This window comes from Epilithonimonas caeni DSM 17710, from assembly GCF_000426465.1.
GTDB classification, from domain to species: Bacteria; Bacteroidota; Bacteroidia; order Flavobacteriales; family Weeksellaceae; genus Epilithonimonas; species Epilithonimonas caeni.
This window is the reverse complement of record NZ_AUFK01000018.1, coordinates 122,063-142,861: the sequence shown is the minus strand read 5'-3', so window position 1 is coordinate 142,861 and position 20,799 is coordinate 122,063. Positions and strand designations below refer to the sequence as shown.

Genomic DNA, 20,799 nt, shown 5'->3' with positions numbered 1-20,799 from the left:
AATAATAGTAACAACAATGAAAAAAATAATAACAACACTTATCATTTTTTCTGCCATTGCCATAAAATCACAGATGGCAATAGGGAAAGAAGGTATAACCAATACTTCAGTATCTCTAGAATTTGCAGATACGGAAAATAGAGGGTTGGTCCTTCCTTATATCGAGGACAAAAATGGTATTGTTGAAAACGGCACAGTTATCTACGATACCACTGATAAGAAAATTAAGTATCTGAAAGATGGCGGTTGGTTTGACCTTAGCGTTGATATCACAGGTGTGGTCGATCTTTCCATTCAAACCCCAAGAGATGAGAAAATGACCGCTAAGATGGGCATCGGCGTTAATGGAGCAACCGATTCAACAAATGGTATTCTAGTATTGTCCGATACGGACAAGGCGATGATCTTACCTAAAGTTGCAAGCCCGCATTTAAATATCATCAATCCAAGTGCAGGAATGATGGTGTATGATATGACAAAAAGACAACTGGCGGTTTATAACGGTACAATGTGGAGTTTTTGGAAACCTTGATTATTAGATCCATAACCTCCTCTCTCCGATCGGGCAATCTTTTCCATAAGCTTCGTCCCGATCGGGGATTTTAACCCTGACAGAATATTCATATGATAAAGAAAAACACAGATAACAGGTCTCCTCTTGGTATGACCAAGAAAGAAATAGTGGAAGAATTTGGAGAGGGTCCGAATTCCTATACTCATGATGTCTGGCATTATGAGCTAGGCAGAACTTGGTGGGGGCTAAGGACTATTATGTTCCTTGAATTTGAAAACAATATGGTAAGTACCAAATATATCAAATATTTATTTAGAGGGAACAAAAAATTACTTGAAAAATGAATAGTCATTTTAAGAACATACATATAGGCAGTTTGGTAAAGCAAAGAGTGGTGGAGCTTGATATGGATACACAGCGTATCTGTAATTTTTTCAAGTGCAGCAATGCAGAGATAGAACAAATGTTCTTACACGAAGAATTAGCCACCGGTATTTTATTGAAATGGAGCAAACTATTGGAATACGATTTCTTCCGTTTATATACCCAGCACTTGATATTGTATGCCCCGCAAGGGAACACGAATTATAATGACGTATCAAGTCAAAAAAGGTCAAAACTTCCACAGTTCAGGAAAAATATATATACCAAGGAAGTGATAGACTTCATTCTTGAAATGATAGAGAATGGCGAGAAGACCAAAAATCAAGTATTAGAAGAATATAAGATCCCTAAGACAACATTGTATAAATGGATAAGCAAATACAATTCAAAGAAATAATGATAGAAGAAGATATGCTGATCGGAAGCTCTATGGAAATAATTGAATCCCTACTTGGCGAGCCAGATCGTAAAGGTCATGATGAATGGATCTATGTCATTGATAAATATTGCTTCGGGCTTATAAAAAAAAGACTTCATCTATTCTTTTTTCAGGAAAAAGTAAGAGACTATTATCTTGGAATGTGAAAATGAAGGACAAATATCTTCAGTATCGATTAAAAGAGTAAAAATTGAAAGAACTGGATACTCATTTTCTATCCATCAAAGGTCAACACATATTATTTCAACACCAATTGTTTGGTAGAAAACCATACTATTTCCGGTTCTCTAAACACAAAGTAAAATAGAGTCAATTTCAAAATATTATGAATGGATCAAATCCTGATTATCATCGTATCTATAACGATATCATAGATAAAAAATATCCTGATAGGAAAAAAGAATGCAAAACCTTGTTAGATAAACAAAACCTCTCCATATTGGACATCATAGAGCTCAATCGCAGGATTTTTGGTCTGCCGGACCGCTCCACGGAAGCATTCAATCAAAAGCATCGTTCTTATGACATATCGGCCATCCTGAAAATACTGGATTACCAGAAAGTCCATAAGCTTAATAATATACAGCTTGCACAACATTTCAAATTGAGTAGGAATACTGTTACAAAATGGAAAAGGTTGTTCTTGCCCACATCAGGACAGGACTTCCGGAAGGAAAAGATATAATACAATATTGAGGCTCAATTCAATCAAAAATAGAGTTCATAAATTTTAATTACATAAACTTTTTTGGATAAGAAAACTAATTGTTGTATTTAAAATATAACAATTAGTTTTTTTATATCTTTGCATACAATTAAACACAAAAAAATGACTTCTAAACAAAAAAGATCTATCAAGGCCACTGTTCCGACACTAAAAACAAATGGTCTCGACCTTACAAAACATTTTTACAAGAGAATGTTTTTTTACAACCCAGAGCTCAAGAATGTTTTTAATATCGGTAATCAAGCAAATGGAAAACAGCAGAATGCACTGGCGGGAGCAGTGCTTGCCTATGCAGAGCATATTGAGAATCCGGGGATATTGATTGAGACATTGGAGACCATCGGCAACAAACATGTAAGCCTCAATATAACTCCCGAGCAGTATGATATAGTAGGAACACATCTTTTAGCATCAATAAAAGAAGTGCTGGCAGATAAAGCTACGGATGATATCATGGAGGCATGGACACAAGCATATAATGAACTTGCAGCGATAATGATCTCTATTGAAGAAAAATTATACCAAAATAATCTGACAAAAAAAGGCGGGTGGAAAGGTTGGAGAGCATTTACTATTTCAAGCATAGTAGACGAAAGTAAAGAAATAAAATCATTCTATCTGGAACCTAAAGATAAAAAAGATATACCACAGTATTTCCCGGGACAGTACATCACCATTAAAATGTTTATTCCGTCATTGGGATATGAGCAGCCCAGACAATACAGTTTGTCTTCCGTATTTATTCCCAACCACTATAGAATATCAGTGAAAAAAGAAATAGGAAAGGATAGAATCCCAGATGGCATGGTGTCCAATCATATGCATGAAAAGGTAATTGGTGATGAGATCTGGGTAAGTTCACCATCCGGGACTTTTTATGCTGATGTTGTTTCTGATGATACATTGGTGCTGATAAGCGGCGGGGTAGGTGTCACACCAATGATGAGTATTCTAGGAGCATGCAGCAACTCCGGTATGGGCAACAATGTTGTATGGGTGCATGGATGCAGGAATGAAGAGTCTCATACTTTTAAGTCCGAGGTAGAATTACTACAGCAAAGGAATGATTGGCTTTCGTCTTTTGTTTTTTATGAAGAGACAGAATTTGAAAACGAGGTTGTACGAAGAGGAAGAATCGATTTGAATGCACTTGAAGCTAAAATTATTATCAATGGAGCAAAATATTATATTTGTGGACCAGAACCATTTATAAAAGCCCATTATAACTCCTTGATCACACTTGGGGTTAGTAGAGATAAGATATTTTATGAAGAATTTGGACCTCAACTATTACACCTCAACTAATAAATATAAAAGATGAGATTGAACCATTTTACCGATTTCAGTATGCGTGTCCTGATGTATTTGAATAAAAAGAATAATACCGATTCAAGCTCATTGGATGAATTGACGGAACGGTTCAATATTTCACGAAATCATCTGGTCAAGGTGGTTCAGTTTTTATCGAATAATGGACTGGTCTTAACAAAAAGAGGTAAAAACGGAGGCATTTTAATATCAGAAAAAGCGACTCAAATGAGACTTGGTGATCTTATCAACTTATTGGAACAGGACGAAACACCTGTGATAAGCTGTATTTCAAAACCTTGTGTGTTCTCATCTCATAACTGTAAATTAAAATCCTTTTTAGATATTGCTTATCAAGCTTTTCTTGACAGTTTGAACAAAAATCGGCTGTCCGACTTAAAATTCGAAGATTGGAATTCTATTTTCAGCCCATGAATGTATTAAACTAATATTGAACTTGCAATTATTGATTATATTGAATCTTACGCTTTTATTGTTAAACTTAGTGATACTTAATTTTTCAATGTCAATGATTTGATTATCAGCAGTAATTTAAATTTAATTTATAAAAACAAGAGCTAGAAAACCTTGCTCTTGTTTATTTTTTTATGAAAAATATGCAGCATGATCGTCCGCATTTTGCAGATCTATCATGTGCGTAATGTACAAATAAAACAATGAAAATCAATCAATTATATTTATTGTTTTTAATTTCTTTTCCCGTACATTTGCAAAGTGTTCATAAGACAGGTTCCTGCCTTCGCTAAAACTGATTCATTTAGATTGATCAGTCTTGCTTCTCCAGATACCCAAATTATTAATCCGATTTTTGATAATAACGAGAGTCTTGCTCCTGTTGATTATAGGAAATGATACGTCATTGCAGGCCGACCATTGCTATTTTGCTTTTAAATAGATCATTGCGGAGCTAAGCAAAGAAGCTGATAAACAGTAGATCCTGATTTGTTTATCCTCTAAAACATACTTTATTTTCTAAAATGGGATCTGTAAAGTGTACAGATATCATCATATTTAATTTCAATATTTATTACAATGCAAAAAGGCACAGTAAAATTTTTCAATGAAGCAAAAGGCTTCGGGTTTATAGCTCCATCAGAAGGTGGCGCAGACATATTTGTACATTCTTCAGGACTTGATTCAAAATCAATCCGTGAGAACGACCAGGTTGTTTTTGAGGTACAAAAGAGCGATAGAGGTTTGAACGCTATCAATGTGAAATTGGCATAAACTAATCAGTATTACTAATAATACTCGTTATATTTATATCAGCCTCTCACTTTATGTGAGAGGTTTTTTGACGCCTATGCCGGTCAATTAACTGAATTCCTGAAGACTTATCAATAATTAAATCAAGTAATGCTTAATGGTTATCATCAACAATTACGAAAAATATAAATCGCTGGAGGGAGTTATGGTTGGCAGCTCTTCCTGGCATACCATCGATCAGGCTCAGATCAACAGATTTGCAGATGCCACATTGGACCATCAGTGGATACACGTAGATCATCAGAAAGCATTGGCGGAAGGGCCTTACAGATCAACGATAGCGCACGGCTATTTGACGCTGTCCCTCATTCCTTATCTTTGGAAGCAGATCGTTGAAGTAAAGAATGTAAGTCTTGAGATCAATTATGGGATAGAAAATTTCAGATTTGGTGTTCCTGTAAAAGTAGATTCCGAAGTTTCGCTTCAGGCCACGATCAGATCTGTTAAAGATCTGCGTGGTACGGTCAAAGTTATTGTCGGGGCCAAGCTCATGATCAAGGGCGAGTCTAAACCTGCGTACACTGGTGATGTGGTCTTTCTCTATCATTTCAAATAAAGAAAAGTCTTTTTTTTCGTTGATACTGAAAATCCTTGCCTATAGAATCTATAGTACCAAGGATGTCAATCCTTCTGAATCGTCACTTAATTGAGTGTTATGACTCAAATCATAAACCATTTTCGAACTTCATTCTATCTTTGAGTTATACCAAGCCAACAATCTTTAAAGATCAATAAAGAATAAAAATCAAAATAAGTTAGTATGAAAAATAGTAAAAATGAAAAAAGTACGAATATTAAAGTCGATCAACTCCAGGATCACACAACAGACAACTCTGGTGAGATGCTAACGACCAACCAGGGATTAAAAATCAACAATAATCAAGATTCTTTGAAGTCAGGGGAAAGAGGACCGAGTCTGTTGGAAGATTTTATTCTGAGAGAAAAGATCACACATTTTGATCACGAGAGAATTCCGGAAAGAATTGTACACGCACGCGGCTCCGGAGCACACGGAGTTTTTAAGATCAATAAAAGCCTGGCCAAATACACCAAAGCAAAGTTTTTGTCCGAAGAAGGTAAAGAAACCCCTGTTTTTGTGCGTTTTTCTACCGTTGCAGGAAGTGCAGGAAGCACGGATCTTGCCAGAGACGTAAGAGGTTTTGCCATTAAATTTTATACGGAAGAAGGGAACTATGATTTGGTCGGAAATAATATTCCTGTGTTTTTTATACAAGATGCGATGAAATTTCCTGACCTGATCCACGCTGTAAAACCCGAACCGGATAATGCCATTCCACAGGCTGCATCTGCACACGATACTTTTTGGGATTTTATTTCCCTGATGCCGGAAAGCATGCATATGATCATGTGGGCAATGAGTGACAGGGCAATTCCGAGAAGTTACAGAATGATGGAGGGATTTGGTGTTCACACGTTTAAATTTATCAATGATAAAGGAAAAATGCATTTTGTGAAATTTCATTTTAAACCAAAATTGGGTGTTCATTCCGTAGCTTGGGATGAAGCGACTAAAATTTCAGGAAAAGATTCGGATTTTCACAGAAGAGATCTCTGGGAGGCCATTGAAAACGGAGCTTTCCCGGAATGGGATTTTGGAGTACAAATTATTCCTGAAGAGGATGAGCATAAATTTGATTTCGATCTGCTCGATCCTACCAAACTGGTCCCCGAAGAAGAAGTGCCGGTAGAATTGGTCGGAACTTTAACTCTGAACAGGAATCCGGATAACTTTTTTGCAGAAACAGAACAGATCGCCTTCCACCCGGGACATTTGGTTCCGGGGATAGATTTTACGAATGACCCGCTTCTACAAGGCAGATTGTTTTCTTATACAGATACACAGTTATCAAGATTAGGATCACCGAATTTCCACGAAATCCCGATTAACAGATCGATCAATACGATTCATAATAATCAACGTGACGGACATATGCGCCAACAGGTCGTCAAAGGGAAAGTAAGCTATGAACCAAATACCATTGGTGGTGGCTGCCCATTCCAGGCGATGATGAAAGACGGTGGTTTTACTTCACAGGAAGAACGAGTGGATGGACAGAAAATCAGAGCAAGAAGCCAAGGTTTTGTGGACCATTATTCTCAGGCTAAATTATTTTATAACAGCCAGTCGGAACCTGAGAAAACACACCTTCAGAATGCATTGATCTTTGAATTATCAAAAGTAACGATTCCTGCGATCCGTGAGAGAGTCGTTGGTCAATTAAATTTTATAAATAAAGAATTAGCATTACTGGTTGCTAAAAAAGTAGGTGTCGATGTAACCAAATTACAACAACCTAACGGAAGTATCCCTGCAGATGCCGATCCAAAAACGTTGCAAAGTCCTGAAAAAGAACCTTTAACTAAAAGCTCTGATGCTTTGAGTATGAAAAATACGGTTAAGGATACCATAAAAAGCCGTGTGATCGGCTTTATTATGGAAAATGGCGTGAATGCTAAGGATGTAAAAAAGTTGAAATCAGAACTTGAAAAAGAAGAAGCCGTTGTACAGATCATTGCCGGAAGTCTTGCGCCTGTAAAAGCGGACGACGGAACGACTTTCGAGCCGAAACATTCTCTTACAAGTACAGCCAGCGTATGCTTTGATGCTTTGTATTTGTGTAGTGGTAAGAATTCTGCAGAAAACCTGATGAATGAGGATAACAAGCCGGGAACACTTTTATTTGTGAACGAAGCTTATAAACATTGTAAAGCGATCTATTTTGGAAAAGAAACAGATGGGATTTATAATGCAAGCAACGTGAAAAGTAAAAAGCACGAAGATCCGGCGATCATTACTTCGGAAAGCAATAATTCTGATGAATCTTTCATCAAGGCCATAGCCAATCACCGTGTTTGGGAATTGGAAAAGGATAGAAATAATCCGGCATAGAAATCAGGTCACATCATAAACATTAGAATTATATTATGGAAAAGCACATACAAACCACGGATGAGATCGGAAGTATGGGTGTGTAAAAGTCGTTCTGGATCCCTGATGTAATTGGAAAATCAACAATTTGAACTTATAAAATTTTATTTATGAAAAATATATTATGGTTAGTAGCAGCGCTTTGTATCTTCATTTGGCTTCTAGGAATGCTCGGTGTGATCGAAGGCCTGAGTACTGGATATTTGGTACACGTGCTGTTGGTAATAGCAGTTGTGGTTGTGCTTTACAATATTATATCGGGCAGAAAACCGCTTGATTAATTGATAATTACATATAAATTTAAATTTTCAAAAAGAGGATCCCGCTTTCACAAGTGGGATCTCTGTTTTTTTTATGATCTTAATTAATAATAAATATTCCTGTCTATGATCTTAAGCAGCTCCTGCTTCTCGAGATTTTTAATAGTTCGGATAACAGTTTCCACTCGTAGCCCAGTTATCGAGGCCAGCTGTTGTCTGGTCAATGGAACCTGATAAGAATACATACTCCTGTCCGGACTGAAACTTTTATGATAGTCCAAAACACCTTTGATCCTGACATCTGCCTGCAGAGAAGCATTGTTTTCCAACATTACAAATTTGTAATATAGCCGTTCCGAGAGGAACTTATTAACATCTCTTGAAAGCCTGGGATGGTCATCCAGCATTTTTATAAACTTTGCCTTTGACAACTTCAGTACAGTACTTTCTTCAAAAACCACGGCATTCACTGGGTATTTTTTATCAATAAAAAGCAAGAGTTCGCAAACACTTAGCCCTGGCTGAAGAATTGCTAATATCAATTCTTTTCCGGCTTCATTATAATGATTGAGCTTTATCCGTCCCTTTACGATCTGATAATAATATTTTGGGGAATCTCCTTCACTGAAAATAATGTCGCCACGTTTGAAATTTTCAAATTCTGCACCGTATGATAATAGTATTTCTTCCGCGATCATTTTATTATGATATTTAGTTTGGTTTAATGAATTAATCAGGAGGCAATTAGCTCAATATATAATAAATCCTATGCCAATTAGCTTCTCGTATCCTTTTAAGTCCTGTTTTCGGTATGCGAAATTAATCGACAACCTATTTCTTTATTATGATGCAGGTCATAAGTTTTAGACTTCGATTGCGGTAACTTTGAAGAATACCTAAAAATAAATTATTATGAAAAAGTTATTCTTACCGATGATCGTTCTATTCATCATTAGTTGTTCAAAAAAAGACACTACCGAAAATTCGATGCCTAATGACCTCCTGACTTCTGACAGTACCGTCGCAATCCCAAATCCTGCGCCACAGACAGATAGTACGACAACTTCTGCTTCCGGACCTGTGTCAGACAGTAGTAAAACGACACCTGGCGGCAGAAGAGATTCTGTAAGATAGGTTTTAATCGTAAAGGTTCCTTCCGGATTTATAGAGATCCTGACAGCAGTTACTTGAATCAATAAGATTACTAAGAAAACCTTATAGAATTAGGATCTCTTTTCAATTGGTGAAGATTTCTAAATTAACTATAGATAATTAATAGTATCTTTGAAGCGTTATAATATACGTGTGAAGCTGCTGATTTTAATGTGATTAAATTCGGTGGCCATTCGCTTCACTTTAATTTTTGTTGTATAAATGGCATACAGCAGTTTATTCTATATAGTTATGAATGCAGTAGCATTAGATTTTCCCACAGTTTCATATGGAGAATTCCTTTCTCGTTTCAAAGCTTCTTTGGGCTCTTTGTTTCAAAAAGAAAACATCGATCAGCTTAGTCTCTCCAGAGGCCTGCCTCCCAATGTCTGGAAAGAGATAATGAACTTGAAGCCACTTTCTGTTGCTATCCCGAAAGAATTCGGTGGAAGAGGTGTGAAGGTAAAAGAATGCTTAGGTATCCTTTCTGCTGCTTCTTATGAGTCACTACCGTTGTCCCTTACATTTGGGATCAATATAGCTTTGTTCCTTGAACCTTTGGCAAAATATGGTAATAATATTATCAAAGGTGACATTTTCAAACATTTCTTGGATTTTGGGGCAATGGGCGGATTGATGATTACAGAGCCGGATTATGGAAGCGATGCTCTTAGTATGAGAACTCAGAACGAACTTAAAGATCGCAAATACCACATCAAAGGAACAAAACACTGGCAAGGTCTTACAGGTTTGGCCAACTATTGGTTGGTAACATCCAGAAATGTCAATTCCGATGGTAATCTTGCGAGAGACGTTGATTTCTTTATAGCAGATACGCATAAGCCGGAACAAAATATCGAAGTTCAGGAATATTATGACAATGCAGGCTTATATATGATCCCTTACGGTCTTAACAAACTTGATATCAAAGTTCCCGAAGAAAATAAACTGATTCCGGAATCGACGGGTCTTAAACTGATGTTGGATCTGCTTCACAGAAGTAGATTGCAGTTTCCGGGAATGGGAATGGGATTCTTAAAAAGAATGATGGAAGAAGCGATGACCCAATGTAAAGAGAGAATTGTTGGAGCTTCCAACTTATTCTCACTGGATCAGGTTCAGTATCAATTGGCAAAATTGCAGTCATTCTTTACCCTTTCTTCGGCAATGTGCGCAAAAAGTACACTTATAAGTGGGATTGACAAAGATGTATCCGGAAGCGGAGTTCATGCAAACAGTATGAAGGCTTTTGTGACAGATATGATGCAGGAAGCTGCCCAGATTTTGGTGCAATTGTCCGGAGCCAAAGGTTATAGATTAAGTCATATCGGTGGAAGAGGTATTATGGACAGTCGTCCTTTTCAGATTTTTGAAGGTTCTAATGAAATGCTCTATACGCAGATCTCTGAAGGTGTTTTAAAAGATATGAAAAAGAAGAAGATGGATAATCTGGCTGATTATCTTTCTATTAATGAAATTACTAAGGATGCTGCTAAGTTGTATTCAAAGGAATTGAATTTTACTATTAATGCACCACTTTCTCAAAGAAAAATGATCGACCTGGGGAAAATCATTTCAAGAATTGTTACAGTAAATGATTTGACAGAGCTGAATGATGCCGGTTTCAATCAGGAGCTGACAGATAACTCGATAGAAATTGTAAGGCAGGAAGTTGTAACGCTTATTGCATCTATGAATCATCATAGAAATATCAATGCGATCTGCGATACGAGTGAAAAAAGTGATTGGATGGACTTTTTCTGATTCAAATTCAGATCATAGATAAAGGTGATGCCTCTAATTTTGGAGGCATTTTCTGTGTCTCATAAATTTGTCGTATATTTGTAACATAATTTCTAAACGGTTTTCTGTATCTGCTGATGCAACATTCTCTTTTATTTTGTGTTCTCGGCCTTGGCTAATGTTTTTATTGGCGACACAACTTCTGGATAGTAGAAACAGAATAACTTTTTAATCTTATTAGGAATCGATTTTCAAATTCCATTAATGAAGATTTATTCTGAATTCATTTTAATTCAATTTCAGAACATTAATTTAAAATAATAACAAATAATTTATGGCAGATTCTTTCTCAAAAAAAGAAAACTTCAAGAAAAAACTTCAGAAACAAAAAGACAAAGCACTTCGTCGCGAGGAGCGTAAAACTAATAATGACAAAGGAAAAGAAACCGAATTCATGTATGTGGATGCATACGGAAGGCTGACTTCTACACCACCGGAAGAAAGATTAGAGGTTGATTTGGACAACATTCAGTTAGGAGCAGCTCCTATAGAAGCTGAAGAAGCTGTGAAGACGGGAATTGTAACTTTTGTTAGTGACAAAGGTTATGGTTTTATCACAGAAAATAAAACCAACGAAAATATCTTTTTCCATAGTAACAACTGTGCGGTGCCCATAAAAAAAGGTAACAAAGTATCTTTCGAAAAAGAAAGGTCTCCAAAAGGGTTTTCTGCAGTTAATATTGAGCTGGTAAAATAATAAAATAAGGGCAATCCATTTTGGGATCTTTTATATAGCAATTACAATATTCAACCGGGTTATCCCGGTTTTTTTATGCTCAATTAACAAGTATTGTTTTTTTTCAACTTAAAATTTATTTTAAACAAGGAACATTTGTATCTTTGTTCCACGCTTTAGGGGTATTCTGAAAAAGAATTGAGAGAGTCCCTTTGAACCTGATACGGCTAACACCGACGTAGGGAAAAGCAGGAATGCATCTTTTGATGCTTTCTTTCTTATTCTATTTGTTTTCCTAAAGCCTATTTAAATTAATTTATAAGTAAATGGAAAACAACCTTTGGAATAATTACATTCAATCTGTAAAAGATCAATCGCCACTTGTACACAATATGACCAATTTTGTGGTCATGAATAATACCGCCAATGCATTGTTGGCAGTCGGAGCTTCTCCGATCATGGCCCACGCAAAATCTGAAATCAAAGAAATGGTTGCCATTTCAAATGCTGTGGTCATCAATATCGGAACACTTGACGAAGATTGGTCTGAATCAATGCTGATTGCCGCAGAAGAAGCGCATCGTACAAAAAAAACGTGGGTTTTAGACCCGGTCGGGGCTGGCGCAACTTCTTTCAGGGATGAGGTTTTAGCAAAGCTTTTACAGTTCAATCCAACCGTTATAAGAGGAAATGCATCGGAGATCATCGCTTTGGCAAAAGCCAATAAAACAATTACAAAAGGAGTCGACAGTACGGCAGAAAGTAATGAAGCTGTTTTTGCAGCTCAAAGTCTTGTTGAGAAATATCGGTCTGTAGTCTGTATTTCAGGAGCTACGGATATTATTATTGATGATAAGGAAACTTATTTTGTTGAAAACGGACATCCGTTAATGACCAAAGTAACAGGTTTGGGTTGCTCCGCTTCGGCAATTGTTGGAGCCTTTGCCGGAGTTTCTGAAAATAAAACCGAATCCACCGTTGCGGCGATGGCTCTTCTTGGAATCGCAGGAGAACTGTCGGAAAAAATCTCAAAAGGACCGGGAAGTCTTCAGATGAATATTTTGGATAAACTGTACAATATTTCCGAAAAGGAATTTTTTGAAAACGTAAATGTTTCTAAAAAATGAGTTTGATAAAATCATTTCCTTATCAATTGTATCTCGTGATTTCTGAAGCTGATTGCAAAGGTCGCAACTTTCTTGAAGTTGCCGAACAAGCGATTCTGGGTGGGGTAGATATCATCCAGTTGCGTGAGAAAAAAGCTTCGGATGTAGATTTTCTGGAAAAAGCAATTCGTTTAAAAGAAATCACCGATAAATATGGAATTCCTTTAATTATCAATGATAATGCTTTCGTTGCCAGAGAGATTGATGCTTTCGGAATTCACGTCGGGAATAATGATACACAACCAACTGTACTACGGGAAAATTCTTTAAAAAATAAAATGATCGGCTATTCTATTGAGTATTTGACACAGCTTGAAAATCAGGAAACCAAAGTCTCGGATTATTTGGGAGTCAGCCCGGTTTTCAGGACGGGTACTAAAACCGATACCGTCACAGAATGGGGATTGGAAGGATTGATGAAAATCAGGAAACTGACGGAAAAACCATTGGTTGCCATTGGGAATATTCACTTAAGAAATGCTAAGGCTGTGATGGAGGCAGGTGCAGATTGTATTGCGGTAGTTTCAGAGATCTGCAGTGCTGGCAATCCTCAAAAAGCCGCTTTTAACCTAAAAAACGAAATCTTGAAATGACAAAATACAAATATCCATCAGTTCTCACGATTGCCGGTTTCGACGGAAGCGGAGGCGCAGGAATTCAGGCTGATATAAAAACTATTTCCGCCTTGGGATGTTACGCAACTTCTGTTTTAACAGCATTGCCGGTTCAGAATACGATGGGCGTTCGGAATATTTTCCCGATTCCCGTTGAGGCTGTTTCAGAACAGATCGAATCTATTTTGGACGACATTTTTCCTGACGCCATCAAAATCGGGATGGTCCACACACCAGAGTTGGTCGAAACCATTGTTAAGACTTTGGGCAAATATAAAAAAGTACCGATTGTTTTTGACCCTGTAATGGTTGCGACAAGCGGGCATCGGCTAATTGAGGAAGAAACCATTCAGACGATTATTGAAAAGCTATTCCCGATTTCAGATATTATTACCCCGAATATGGATGAAGCGGCAATATTGGCAAACAGGGAAGTGAAGACTTTGAACGATATGAAAATTGCAGGAGAATTCATCAAAAAATTAGGCTGTAAACACATTCTGTTGAAAGGCGGTCATCAAACCACTGAAATAATTACATCCCTTTTGTACAATGATAAGGACGATTACCAAACTTTTGAATCGGTAAAATTAAATACCAGAAATACACACGGTTCGGGTTGTACACTATCATCTGCAATTGCCTCTTTTGTTGCCCGCGGAAAATCTATGGATGAAGCTGTGGCTTTGGCCCAAAACTACGTTTCAGAAGCTATTCTCAAAGGAAGCGACGTACAGACCGGACAAGGGAATGGTCCTCTGAATCACTTTTTTAACCCACAAAAACTAATCAAAAATGAATTGGTCTGAAAACGCCTGGAAATCAATTGAAAATATCTACAAGGACATTATTGAAATGCCTTTTCTCAAAGAGCTGTCAAACGGAACTTTAGACAAAGAGAGATTCCAATTTTACATTGCACAGGATTCATTGTATCTCGAACATTTCGGAAGAACTTTGGCTTTAATTGGCAGCAAGGCACATGAGATTGAAGATGCTTTGGCCTATATGAGATTTGCCGAAAATGCGATAGTTGTGGAAAATGCTTTGCACGAATCGTATTTTAAAGAATTTGAAATTTCGGAAAAAGGAATTTTACAACCCGTTTGTCATCATTACATTCACTTTTTGAGAAGTACGGCCGCTTTTGAACCAGTGGAAGTGGCTTTGGCTGCGACTTTGCCTTGTTTTTGGATCTATAAGGAAGTCGGAGATCATATTCTGGATCTTGTTGAACAAGCATCAGAAAATCCTTATCAAAGCTGGATTGATACTTACGGCGGAGAGGATTTTGCCGTTGCCGTTAAAACCGCTGTCGACATTTGCAACAAAGCGGCTGAAAACACAACTCCCGAAATAAGGATCTGGATGAATGAAGCATTTATTACAGCTTCACGTCTGGAATTTCAGTTTTGGCAAGCTGCTTATGATCTGAAGGTTTGGGAATGATCCGGGCGTATCCCTTTGCGTTTTGCCAACGCCAAATCCCAATCAAAAACACAAGCGGGTCGGGCTATCCGCTGTATCTTTTTGTCATTGCGAACGACGTGGAGCAATTTCTTGAACTTTTCGACTATCGCAATGACAAAAAAGGATGCCGCTACTATCCCTTACGCAAAAGTCCGCCCAACAGATTCGTCGGACGGACTTTTATAATTTTAGCTTATCCCGATTTAGCAGATAACAAATCATAAACAATTTTGATCTCCTGCCAAAGCGTCTTTAAATTCTAAATCCTCCTGCAACTTCTATTCTTTGTGCATTGATCCACTTAGAATCATCCGAACAAAGGAAGGCAACCACACTTCCGATATCATCAGGCAAACCGACTCTTCCTAGCGCCGTTTGAGATGACACCAACTGATTGTATTCTTTACTGTCACGTACAGCTCCACCACCAAAATCGGTTTCGATAGCACCCGGCGCAATAGAATTCACTCTTATTTTTCTGCTTCCCAACTCCAATGCCTGATATCTTGACAGGGAATCTATCGCTGCTTTCATCGCTCCATAAGCGGAATATCCTGCAAATGAGAATCTTGCCAGACCAGAAGAAGTGTTTACTACGCTGCTTCCGTCATTCAGTAATGGTAATAATTTTTGAGTTAAGAAGTAAGGTCCTTTGAAATGGATATTCGTCATTGCATCCAAGGTTTCTTCAGTCGTCGTTTCAAAACTTTGATTGATACCGATTCCGGCATTATTTACCAGAGCATCTAATTTTCCAGAAGCAAATTGGGTGTCCAAAATATGTTTCACTTCTGTTACAAATTGGTCGAAACCTGCGGTTGAAGAAATATCCAGAGGCAATGCGTACGCTTTTTGTCCGATATTTTCGATTTCTTTTACCACTTCATCTGCCGCTTCTTTTTTTGTTTGGTATGTGATAATAAGGTCGAATCCTTTTTTCGCTAATTGTAAAGCTGAATCTTTGCCCAATCCACGGCTTCCGCCGGTTACTAATGCTATTTTACTTTGATTGTTTGACATTGTTTAATGTTTTTAATTAATGATACAAAGTTGAAGAATTTCAGGATCGGATTATTTGTATAAATCAAATTAAAATTTGTGAAAATCAAACAATCAATAATTCCCGGTAATGTTGTGGGGATTGTTTGCTGTGTTTCTTGAAGAAGTTGGAAAAATGTGCTACTTCCTCAAAGCCTAGTGTAAAAGCGATTTCAGATATGTTCCATTGTGTTTGTGCAAGCAATAATTTTGCTTCCTGGAAAATCCGGCTTCCGATGATCTCGCCGGTGGTTTTTCCTGTTGTTTCTTTTAAAACTCTATTGAGATGATTAACGTGGACCCCTAATATTCCTGCAAAATCTGCAGGTGTCTTCAGTTGTAGCAACTGGCTGATGTTTTCAATAGGAAACTGCCTTTCTAATAATTCAATGAAAAGAGTAGTGGTTCTGGAAGCGGCGGTCTTGTTATTTTCAACAGGTAAAATCGGCTGTAATTTCTGACCAAAATGTATCAATTCCATTACGTAGTTTCTAAGAAGATCATACTTGTAAGTATAATCAGACTTGATTTCTCCGTGCATTTTCAAAAATATTGCTTCGAATTGATGAAATTGTTCTGTCGAGATTTGAAAAATAAAATCGCTCTGAGCCGAGAAGACAGGAAGCAGGTCAAGTTCCAATCCGATCTTCGAAGTGGGTAAGAAATCTTTGGTGAAAACACAGAAATGTCCCGATTGATCGGTACAGAGATGCGTGTAATTGTAAGGGATTTTCGGAGAGGCAAAAAGAACGGCGCAATCTTCAATCTCAATGGTTTTATCTGCGTATTCTACTTTATTCCTGCCGTTTATCAGGCTTATTTTGTAATAAGTTCTCCTGTTGTAAGGCATTTCGGTTTTCGATTTGCAGGTTCTGTAGATTTCAGAAATATCAAAAATGTTGAAATGACCAATATCCTTATGGATGTTTTCATTGAGGAATTGATTGATGTCAGGACAGGTGTCTCCCAAAATATCCTGATAAAATTCTTTGATGGTTATCGAACTCATTGGTTTGTAAAAATCAAAGATATGATTTTTTTTAATTATAAAATCTTCAAGTCGGAACTTCACTCGGCGATATTCCAAATTCTTTTTTGAAGGCAAAAGAGAAATGTGATAGATCTTCAAATCCTAGATCCAAATAAATATCATTGGGTTTTCGTTTCTCATTCTGAAGCAAAAAATGGGCTTCTTCCAATCGCTTCTGTATCAGCCATCTTCCGGGGTTCATTCCGAATATTTTCTGAAAATCACGTTTAAAAGACGACAGACTTCTTCCCGTTAAATAAGCAAATCTTTCAAGATGAATATTGAATCGAAAGTTGCGCAGCATAAATTCTTCCAGATCAATTTTTTCAGGTGCTCCGAAGTTGAAGAATACATTCGCCAGGTCAGGATCATTCTTTAACAAGATCAATAATAGTTCTTCCCTCTTGATATCAGAAAATTCTTCATCAATTTTTTCACCATCGGCATAATATGGTGCTAAAGATTGTATGAAATTCTGAATCAGCAGATTTTCTTCGACCTCCAAAAACGAATTATCATTTGAAAATGGCTTTGTAGAATAATGATTTTTTTGTAGAAATCTTTTCAGAAATACTTCGTCAAAAGTGATGATTATTTTCTCGAAAGCGCCGTTGATTTTATGCTTTGTATATCTTATCAGATGGTTTTTTCGGACAATGTAATACTCTCCTTCGTATAGCTGATAGGTTTTATTTCCGTCAAAAGCTACCATGGAACCCTTCGTCAAAACAATAAAAAAATGCTCCGGAATAAATTGTTCGGGAGATATTTCCGGACCTAAATGACATGACTGGATGTTGTTAAATTTCATTTGGATGATTCTGTTTTTTTTGCGCCACAAATACACGAATTATTTATTCTATTATAAAATATCATTATGTGGGTTTGTTGCATAGCTCCCATCTTTTAAATAATTGTTGATATCAGTTGTGTTTTTTGTGAAATTAATTTACAAAATTTATATCCACCCACAAATTTTAATTGGAAGATATATACAACGTGACTAATTTGTTAATGCCACAAATGCATGAATGATACTCTTGGCTTATTTAATTTATGTATTCGTGGCAAGAGATCATTTTAAGCTGTCAACACTAGATAATATCGCTTCTTCACGACTTCTTGGTATCCAGCCCAAGATGGTTTTTGCCTTTTCATTAGACATTTCTTTATAAAATTCAGGTGCTGTTTTATCCATTTTTGCAATGTTTGCAGACTTTTCGGGTCTTTCTTTTTTGATTAATTCTGCAACATCATAGAAGCTCATTACACCGTCTGAATTTGCCAAAAATCTTTCTCCTGCAGCTTCCGGACTTTCCATCGCCTTGATGTGAAGGTCTGCAACATCACGCACATCTACAACGCCCATTGTAAAATTACCGCTTTGATTGGTGGTCCCGTTTAGAATTCCAATAATGGCAATATCTAACGAGGCTGAAGTGATTTCACCTAAAACAGGACCAAAAATTCCGACCGGACAGATAACAGAAATTTCCAAACCTTTCCCTTCATTTTCTATAAAATCCCAAGCAGCTCTTTCTGCAACGGTTTTCGATTTGATGTAGGCAGGAAGTGGAATATTGGTGTCCGTCCAGTCTTTTTCTGTGAAAATATGACCATCGATATTAATGCTGTAGCCAACTGCAGCAAAAGAAGAAGTCAGCACAACACGTTTTACACCGGCTCTTTTGGCTGCCTTCAAAACACGCAAAGCACCATCCCGGGCCGGAATTATCAATTCGTTTTCATCTTTTGGTTCTTGTACGGGAAATGGCGATGCAATGTGCAGAACGTAATCGCAATCCTTTACTGCTTCATCCCATCCTTTGTCCTCAGTAAGACTGGCTTCAAAAAAATCTAAATTTTCAAAATTGGAAATTCCACCTTCTTTCAAAGCGTTGATCACGGTATCTTTTTTTGATAAAGAACGAAGTGTTGTTTTTACCAGATAGTCTTTTTGTAATAATTGAAGAATGGTGTGAACACCTACGAATCCCGTGGCTCCGGTTACTAATATTGTTTTATTTTTCATTTTGTCTAAATTTATTTAATGCAAAATTCCACAATAAAATTTCGTATTACTTTGTTGTAAAGTTCAAATTTTGTTTGTTGAAAAGTTCAGATTAAAATTTAAGTGAAAATATTTTCCGTCATTTTGGCTACAACCAAACTCATTTTGGCAACATTTCCATCTGCGCTTCTGCGGACATTTGTATTATAAAATTTAAACAAAATTTACAATGCAAAAAACAATTTTCATTACAGGCGCTTCTTCAGGATTAGGGAAAGCTACTGCCAAATTATTTCAGTCAAAAGGTTGGAACATCATCGCAACGATGAGAAGTCCCGAAAAAGAAACCGAACTTTCCCAATTGGAAAATGTAACCTTACTTCCGTTGGACGTTACCAATCTGGAGCAGATTCAGGAAACGGTAAAAAAGGCGATTGAACTTCATACTATCGACGTGGTTTTCAATAATGCCGGTTACGGTCTGATTGGTGCTTTGGAAGCTTTGACAGACGAACAGATCGTGAAACAATTAGACACCAATTTATTGGGCGTGATTCGTGTGACGCAGGCTTTCATTCCTTATTTCAGAAAAAACAGAAACGGATTATTCATTACCACGACATCAATTGGCGGACTGTTGACTTTTCCTTTGGATTCGCTTTATCACGCTACAAAATGGGCCTTGGAAGGCTGGAGCGAAAGTATGTCTTTTGAACTGTCTTTGCATAATGTAGGGATAAAAACTATTGCGCCGGGCGGAATTAAAACTAATTTTGCAGGAGAATCTTTAGCCATTGCCAATCATCCCGCTTATGAAGATGGAATGCAGAAATTATTTGGGCTGATGAATCCCGATAACTTCGAACCTGTGGAGTGGATTGCAGATGTGGTTTATGAAGCTGCCACAGACGGGAAAAACCAGTTGAGATATGTGACGGGAGAATTTGCCAACCAGTTGTACAACCGTCGTTTGGAAATCGGTTCAGAGGCGGCAGTTCAGGAGATGAAACAGATGGTTTTTGGAAATTTGCTCAACTAAAAAAAATTAAGAAATGAATAATCCGATAAAAGTAGATTCTATATCCCGGCTCCATGAGATGTTGAATTTTGGTAAGCCTGTTCATCCTTTGATCAGCATTAACGATAATACGAATATGATTGTTGAGGATGATCTTTTGAACCAGCATTTTCTGTTCAATTTCTACAAAATTTCTTACAAGAAAACTCTGAAAGGTAAAATTGGTTACGGACAAGGCTATTACGATTTTGATGAAGGCGGAATGGTTTTTACGGCCCCGAATCAACTGCTTTCCACAAGCATGGATGATATGGAGTATGAAGGTGTGACTCTGTTGATCCATCCCGATTTTCTGAGAAACTATTCATTGGCAACCCGAATTAAAAGCTTCGGATTTTTCTCTTATTCGGCGAACGAAGCCCTGTTTTTATCGGACAAAGAAAAGCAGATGATTTTTTCGGTTTTTGATAATATCAAGGAAGAACTGAATAACACGATTGACGATTTCAGTCAGGATGTCATCATTTCACACATAGAGGTTCTGCTCAATTACAGCAACCGCTTCTACAAGCGGCAATTCATTACCAGAAAAGCTGTAAACAACGATTTACTTTCAAAAATCGAAGAGCTTTTAAATGTTTATTTCGACAAGGAACAAGGTTTGAATAAAGGTTTGCCAACGGTCGAATTTTTAGCGGCCAAACTCAGTCTTTCCCCAAGATATCTGAGCGATATGCTTCGTTCTTTAACGGGACAAAACGCCCAGCAACTTATCCATGAGAAACTCATCGAAAAGGCCAAAGATTACCTCACTACAACTCAGCTTTCTGTCGCAGAAATTGCTTATCTACTGGGTTTCGAGCATCCTCAGTCTTTCAACAAGTTATTCAAAAATAAAACCAGCCAGACGCCTGTGCAATTCAAACAAGGTTTTTATCATAACTAATTTTAA

The 20,799-nt window shown here is 37.2% G+C and carries 25 protein-coding genes and 1 riboswitch; of the genes, 20 read left to right on the top strand and 5 right to left on the bottom strand.

The window, feature by feature from the left end; genetic code table 11:
• The first annotated feature begins 16 nt into the window (after positions 1-16).
• The 11 genes from K319_RS0112425 to K319_RS21530 all read left to right on the top strand — a co-directional run bounded on the left by K319_RS0112425 (position 17) and on the right by K319_RS21530 (position 7,890).
• Positions 17-532, top strand: a complete 516-nt coding sequence (locus K319_RS0112425; protein WP_027383894.1) for a hypothetical protein — start codon at positions 17-19, stop codon at positions 530-532.
• A 92-nt stretch (positions 533-624) separates the two neighbouring features.
• Positions 625-858: a hypothetical protein gene (locus tag K319_RS0112420; protein WP_034671729.1), complete on the top strand. Its 234-nt coding sequence runs from the start codon at positions 625-627 to the stop codon at positions 856-858.
• Positions 855-1,295, top strand: coding sequence for a helix-turn-helix domain-containing protein (locus K319_RS0112415; RefSeq protein ID WP_027383892.1), 441 nt, complete (start codon positions 855-857; stop codon positions 1,293-1,295). The genes K319_RS0112420 and K319_RS0112415 overlap by 4 nt, the downstream gene beginning before the upstream one ends.
• Positions 1,265-1,483: a hypothetical protein gene (locus K319_RS0112410; RefSeq protein ID WP_027383891.1), complete on the top strand. Its 219-nt coding sequence runs from the start codon at positions 1,265-1,267 to the stop codon at positions 1,481-1,483. Before K319_RS0112415 ends, K319_RS0112410 begins: the two co-directional genes overlap by 31 nt.
• Before the next feature lie 179 nt (positions 1,484-1,662).
• Positions 1,663-2,022, top strand: coding sequence for a hypothetical protein (locus tag K319_RS20370; RefSeq protein WP_051230653.1), 360 nt, complete (start codon positions 1,663-1,665; stop codon positions 2,020-2,022).
• A 144-nt stretch (positions 2,023-2,166) separates the two neighbouring features.
• Positions 2,167-3,369 carry an NO-inducible flavohemoprotein gene (gene hmpA, locus K319_RS0112400; protein WP_027383890.1) on the top strand — a complete coding sequence of 401 codons (1,203 nt, stop codon included), beginning with the start codon at positions 2,167-2,169 and terminating at the stop codon, positions 3,367-3,369.
• A 12-nt stretch (positions 3,370-3,381) separates the two neighbouring features.
• Positions 3,382-3,807: an Rrf2 family transcriptional regulator gene (locus tag K319_RS0112395; protein WP_027383889.1), complete on the top strand. Its 426-nt coding sequence runs from the start codon at positions 3,382-3,384 to the stop codon at positions 3,805-3,807.
• Between the two features lie 618 nt (positions 3,808-4,425).
• Entirely contained in the window at positions 4,426-4,620 is a 195-nt protein-coding gene (locus tag K319_RS0112385; protein WP_027383888.1) for a cold-shock protein, read from the top strand.
• 136 nt (positions 4,621-4,756) lie between these two features.
• Positions 4,757-5,215, top strand: coding sequence for a MaoC family dehydratase (locus K319_RS0112380; RefSeq protein WP_027383887.1), 459 nt, complete (start codon positions 4,757-4,759; stop codon positions 5,213-5,215).
• Positions 5,216-5,419: 204 nt separating this feature from the next.
• A complete protein-coding gene (locus tag K319_RS0112375) occupies positions 5,420-7,570 on the top strand; it encodes a catalase (protein ID WP_027383886.1) in 2,151 nt (716 codons plus the stop codon).
• Between the two features lie 149 nt (positions 7,571-7,719).
• Positions 7,720-7,890, top strand: coding sequence for a lmo0937 family membrane protein (locus K319_RS21530; protein ID WP_027383885.1), 171 nt, complete (start codon positions 7,720-7,722; stop codon positions 7,888-7,890).
• Positions 7,891-7,973: 83 nt separating this feature from the next.
• Here K319_RS21530 and K319_RS0112365 read toward each other — a convergent pair whose 3' ends face one another.
• Positions 7,974-8,567 (bottom strand): Crp/Fnr family transcriptional regulator, encoded by a 594-nt coding sequence (locus K319_RS0112365; protein ID WP_027383884.1) that lies wholly within the window; start codon positions 8,565-8,567, stop codon positions 7,974-7,976.
• A 214-nt stretch (positions 8,568-8,781) separates the two neighbouring features.
• On the opposite strand from K319_RS0112365, the gene K319_RS0112360 reads away from it, so the two are divergent.
• The 7 genes from K319_RS0112360 to tenA all read left to right on the top strand — a co-directional run bounded on the left by K319_RS0112360 (position 8,782) and on the right by tenA (position 14,729).
• Complete coding sequence (locus K319_RS0112360; protein WP_027383883.1) at positions 8,782-9,003, top strand: hypothetical protein; 222 nt, start codon at positions 8,782-8,784, stop codon at positions 9,001-9,003.
• Positions 9,004-9,273: 270 nt separating this feature from the next.
• On the top strand, positions 9,274-10,785 hold the full coding sequence (locus K319_RS0112355) for an acyl-CoA dehydrogenase family protein (protein ID WP_027383882.1): 1,512 nt from the start codon (positions 9,274-9,276) through the stop codon (positions 10,783-10,785).
• A 313-nt stretch (positions 10,786-11,098) separates the two neighbouring features.
• On the top strand, positions 11,099-11,521 hold the full coding sequence (locus K319_RS0112350) for a cold-shock protein (RefSeq protein ID WP_027383881.1): 423 nt from the start codon (positions 11,099-11,101) through the stop codon (positions 11,519-11,521).
• Positions 11,522-11,668: 147 nt separating this feature from the next.
• A riboswitch (TPP riboswitch) is annotated at positions 11,669-11,762 on the top strand.
• Between the two features lie 64 nt (positions 11,763-11,826).
• The gene (gene thiM / locus K319_RS0112345) at positions 11,827-12,627 is read left to right on the top strand and encodes a hydroxyethylthiazole kinase (protein WP_027383880.1); all 801 of its coding nucleotides are present in this window, start codon (positions 11,827-11,829) and stop codon (positions 12,625-12,627) included.
• Positions 12,624-13,259: a thiamine phosphate synthase gene (gene thiE, locus K319_RS0112340; protein WP_027383879.1), complete on the top strand. Its 636-nt coding sequence runs from the start codon at positions 12,624-12,626 to the stop codon at positions 13,257-13,259. The genes thiM and thiE overlap by 4 nt, the downstream gene beginning before the upstream one ends.
• Positions 13,256-14,089, top strand: coding sequence for a bifunctional hydroxymethylpyrimidine kinase/phosphomethylpyrimidine kinase (gene thiD / locus K319_RS0112335; protein ID WP_027383878.1), 834 nt, complete (start codon positions 13,256-13,258; stop codon positions 14,087-14,089). Before thiE ends, thiD begins: the two co-directional genes overlap by 4 nt.
• Positions 14,076-14,729, top strand: a complete 654-nt coding sequence (gene tenA, locus K319_RS0112330) for a thiaminase II (protein ID WP_027383877.1) — start codon at positions 14,076-14,078, stop codon at positions 14,727-14,729. The genes thiD and tenA overlap by 14 nt, the downstream gene beginning before the upstream one ends.
• Before the next feature lie 273 nt (positions 14,730-15,002).
• On the opposite strand, the gene K319_RS0112325 is transcribed toward tenA, so the two are convergent.
• The 4 genes from K319_RS0112325 to K319_RS0112310 all read right to left on the bottom strand — a co-directional run bounded on the left by K319_RS0112325 (position 15,003) and on the right by K319_RS0112310 (position 18,850).
• Positions 15,003-15,770 (bottom strand): SDR family NAD(P)-dependent oxidoreductase, encoded by a 768-nt coding sequence (locus K319_RS0112325; RefSeq protein ID WP_027383876.1) that lies wholly within the window; start codon positions 15,768-15,770, stop codon positions 15,003-15,005.
• 85 nt (positions 15,771-15,855) lie between these two features.
• Entirely contained in the window at positions 15,856-16,797 is a 942-nt protein-coding gene (locus K319_RS0112320) for a helix-turn-helix domain-containing protein (RefSeq protein ID WP_027383875.1), read from the bottom strand.
• A 46-nt stretch (positions 16,798-16,843) separates the two neighbouring features.
• On the bottom strand, positions 16,844-17,629 hold the full coding sequence (locus K319_RS0112315) for a helix-turn-helix domain-containing protein (protein WP_027383874.1): 786 nt from the start codon (positions 17,627-17,629) through the stop codon (positions 16,844-16,846).
• 264 nt (positions 17,630-17,893) lie between these two features.
• Entirely contained in the window at positions 17,894-18,850 is a 957-nt protein-coding gene (locus K319_RS0112310) for an SDR family oxidoreductase (RefSeq protein ID WP_027383873.1), read from the bottom strand.
• Between the two features lie 208 nt (positions 18,851-19,058).
• Between K319_RS0112310 and K319_RS0112300 the strand changes: the two genes are divergently transcribed.
• Together K319_RS0112300 and K319_RS0112295 are read left to right on the top strand one after the other, a co-directional pair.
• Positions 19,059-19,868 carry an SDR family oxidoreductase gene (locus K319_RS0112300; RefSeq protein WP_027383872.1) on the top strand — a complete coding sequence of 270 codons (810 nt, stop codon included), beginning with the start codon at positions 19,059-19,061 and terminating at the stop codon, positions 19,866-19,868.
• Between the two features lie 13 nt (positions 19,869-19,881).
• Positions 19,882-20,793 carry a helix-turn-helix domain-containing protein gene (locus tag K319_RS0112295; protein WP_027383871.1) on the top strand — a complete coding sequence of 304 codons (912 nt, stop codon included), beginning with the start codon at positions 19,882-19,884 and terminating at the stop codon, positions 20,791-20,793.
• The last annotated feature ends 6 nt before the right edge of the window (positions 20,794-20,799 follow it).

Excerpts from the sequence above, each read along its gene's own strand:
- K319_RS20370 (WP_051230653.1), top strand. The coding sequence starts at position 1,663 with ATGAATGGATCAAATCCTGATTATCATCGTATCTATAACGATATCATA.
- K319_RS0112385 (WP_027383888.1), top strand. The coding sequence starts at position 4,426 with ATGCAAAAAGGCACAGTAAAATTTTTCAATGAAGCAAAAGGCTTCGGG.
- thiM (WP_027383880.1), top strand. The coding sequence starts at position 11,827 with ATGGAAAACAACCTTTGGAATAATTACATTCAATCTGTAAAAGATCAA.
- K319_RS0112320 (WP_027383875.1), bottom strand. The coding sequence starts at position 16,797 with ATGAGTTCGATAACCATCAAAGAATTTTATCAGGATATTTTGGGAGAC.
- K319_RS0112350 (WP_027383881.1), top strand. The coding sequence starts at position 11,099 with ATGGCAGATTCTTTCTCAAAAAAAGAAAACTTCAAGAAAAAACTTCAG.
- hmpA (WP_027383890.1), top strand. The coding sequence starts at position 2,167 with ATGACTTCTAAACAAAAAAGATCTATCAAGGCCACTGTTCCGACACTA.
- thiE (WP_027383879.1), top strand. The coding sequence starts at position 12,624 with ATGAGTTTGATAAAATCATTTCCTTATCAATTGTATCTCGTGATTTCT.
- K319_RS21530 (WP_027383885.1), top strand. The coding sequence starts at position 7,720 with ATGAAAAATATATTATGGTTAGTAGCAGCGCTTTGTATCTTCATTTGG.
- K319_RS0112415 (WP_027383892.1), top strand. The coding sequence starts at position 855 with ATGAATAGTCATTTTAAGAACATACATATAGGCAGTTTGGTAAAGCAA.
- K319_RS0112380 (WP_027383887.1), top strand. The coding sequence starts at position 4,757 with ATGGTTATCATCAACAATTACGAAAAATATAAATCGCTGGAGGGAGTT.
- K319_RS0112325 (WP_027383876.1), bottom strand. The coding sequence starts at position 15,770 with ATGTCAAACAATCAAAGTAAAATAGCATTAGTAACCGGCGGAAGCCGT.
- K319_RS0112410 (WP_027383891.1), top strand. The coding sequence starts at position 1,265 with ATGGATAAGCAAATACAATTCAAAGAAATAATGATAGAAGAAGATATG.
- K319_RS0112315 (WP_027383874.1), bottom strand. The coding sequence starts at position 17,629 with ATGAAATTTAACAACATCCAGTCATGTCATTTAGGTCCGGAAATATCT.
- K319_RS0112300 (WP_027383872.1), top strand. The coding sequence starts at position 19,059 with ATGCAAAAAACAATTTTCATTACAGGCGCTTCTTCAGGATTAGGGAAA.
- K319_RS0112310 (WP_027383873.1), bottom strand. The coding sequence starts at position 18,850 with ATGAAAAATAAAACAATATTAGTAACCGGAGCCACGGGATTCGTAGGT.
- thiD (WP_027383878.1), top strand. The coding sequence starts at position 13,256 with ATGACAAAATACAAATATCCATCAGTTCTCACGATTGCCGGTTTCGAC.
- K319_RS0112365 (WP_027383884.1), bottom strand. The coding sequence starts at position 8,567 with ATGATCGCGGAAGAAATACTATTATCATACGGTGCAGAATTTGAAAAT.
- tenA (WP_027383877.1), top strand. The coding sequence starts at position 14,076 with ATGAATTGGTCTGAAAACGCCTGGAAATCAATTGAAAATATCTACAAG.
- K319_RS0112395 (WP_027383889.1), top strand. The coding sequence starts at position 3,382 with ATGAGATTGAACCATTTTACCGATTTCAGTATGCGTGTCCTGATGTAT.
- K319_RS0112425 (WP_027383894.1), top strand. The coding sequence starts at position 17 with ATGAAAAAAATAATAACAACACTTATCATTTTTTCTGCCATTGCCATA.
- K319_RS0112360 (WP_027383883.1), top strand. The coding sequence starts at position 8,782 with ATGAAAAAGTTATTCTTACCGATGATCGTTCTATTCATCATTAGTTGT.
- K319_RS0112355 (WP_027383882.1), top strand. The coding sequence starts at position 9,274 with ATGAATGCAGTAGCATTAGATTTTCCCACAGTTTCATATGGAGAATTC.
- K319_RS0112375 (WP_027383886.1), top strand. The coding sequence starts at position 5,420 with ATGAAAAATAGTAAAAATGAAAAAAGTACGAATATTAAAGTCGATCAA.
- K319_RS0112420 (WP_034671729.1), top strand. The coding sequence starts at position 625 with ATGATAAAGAAAAACACAGATAACAGGTCTCCTCTTGGTATGACCAAG.
- K319_RS0112295 (WP_027383871.1), top strand. The coding sequence starts at position 19,882 with ATGAATAATCCGATAAAAGTAGATTCTATATCCCGGCTCCATGAGATG.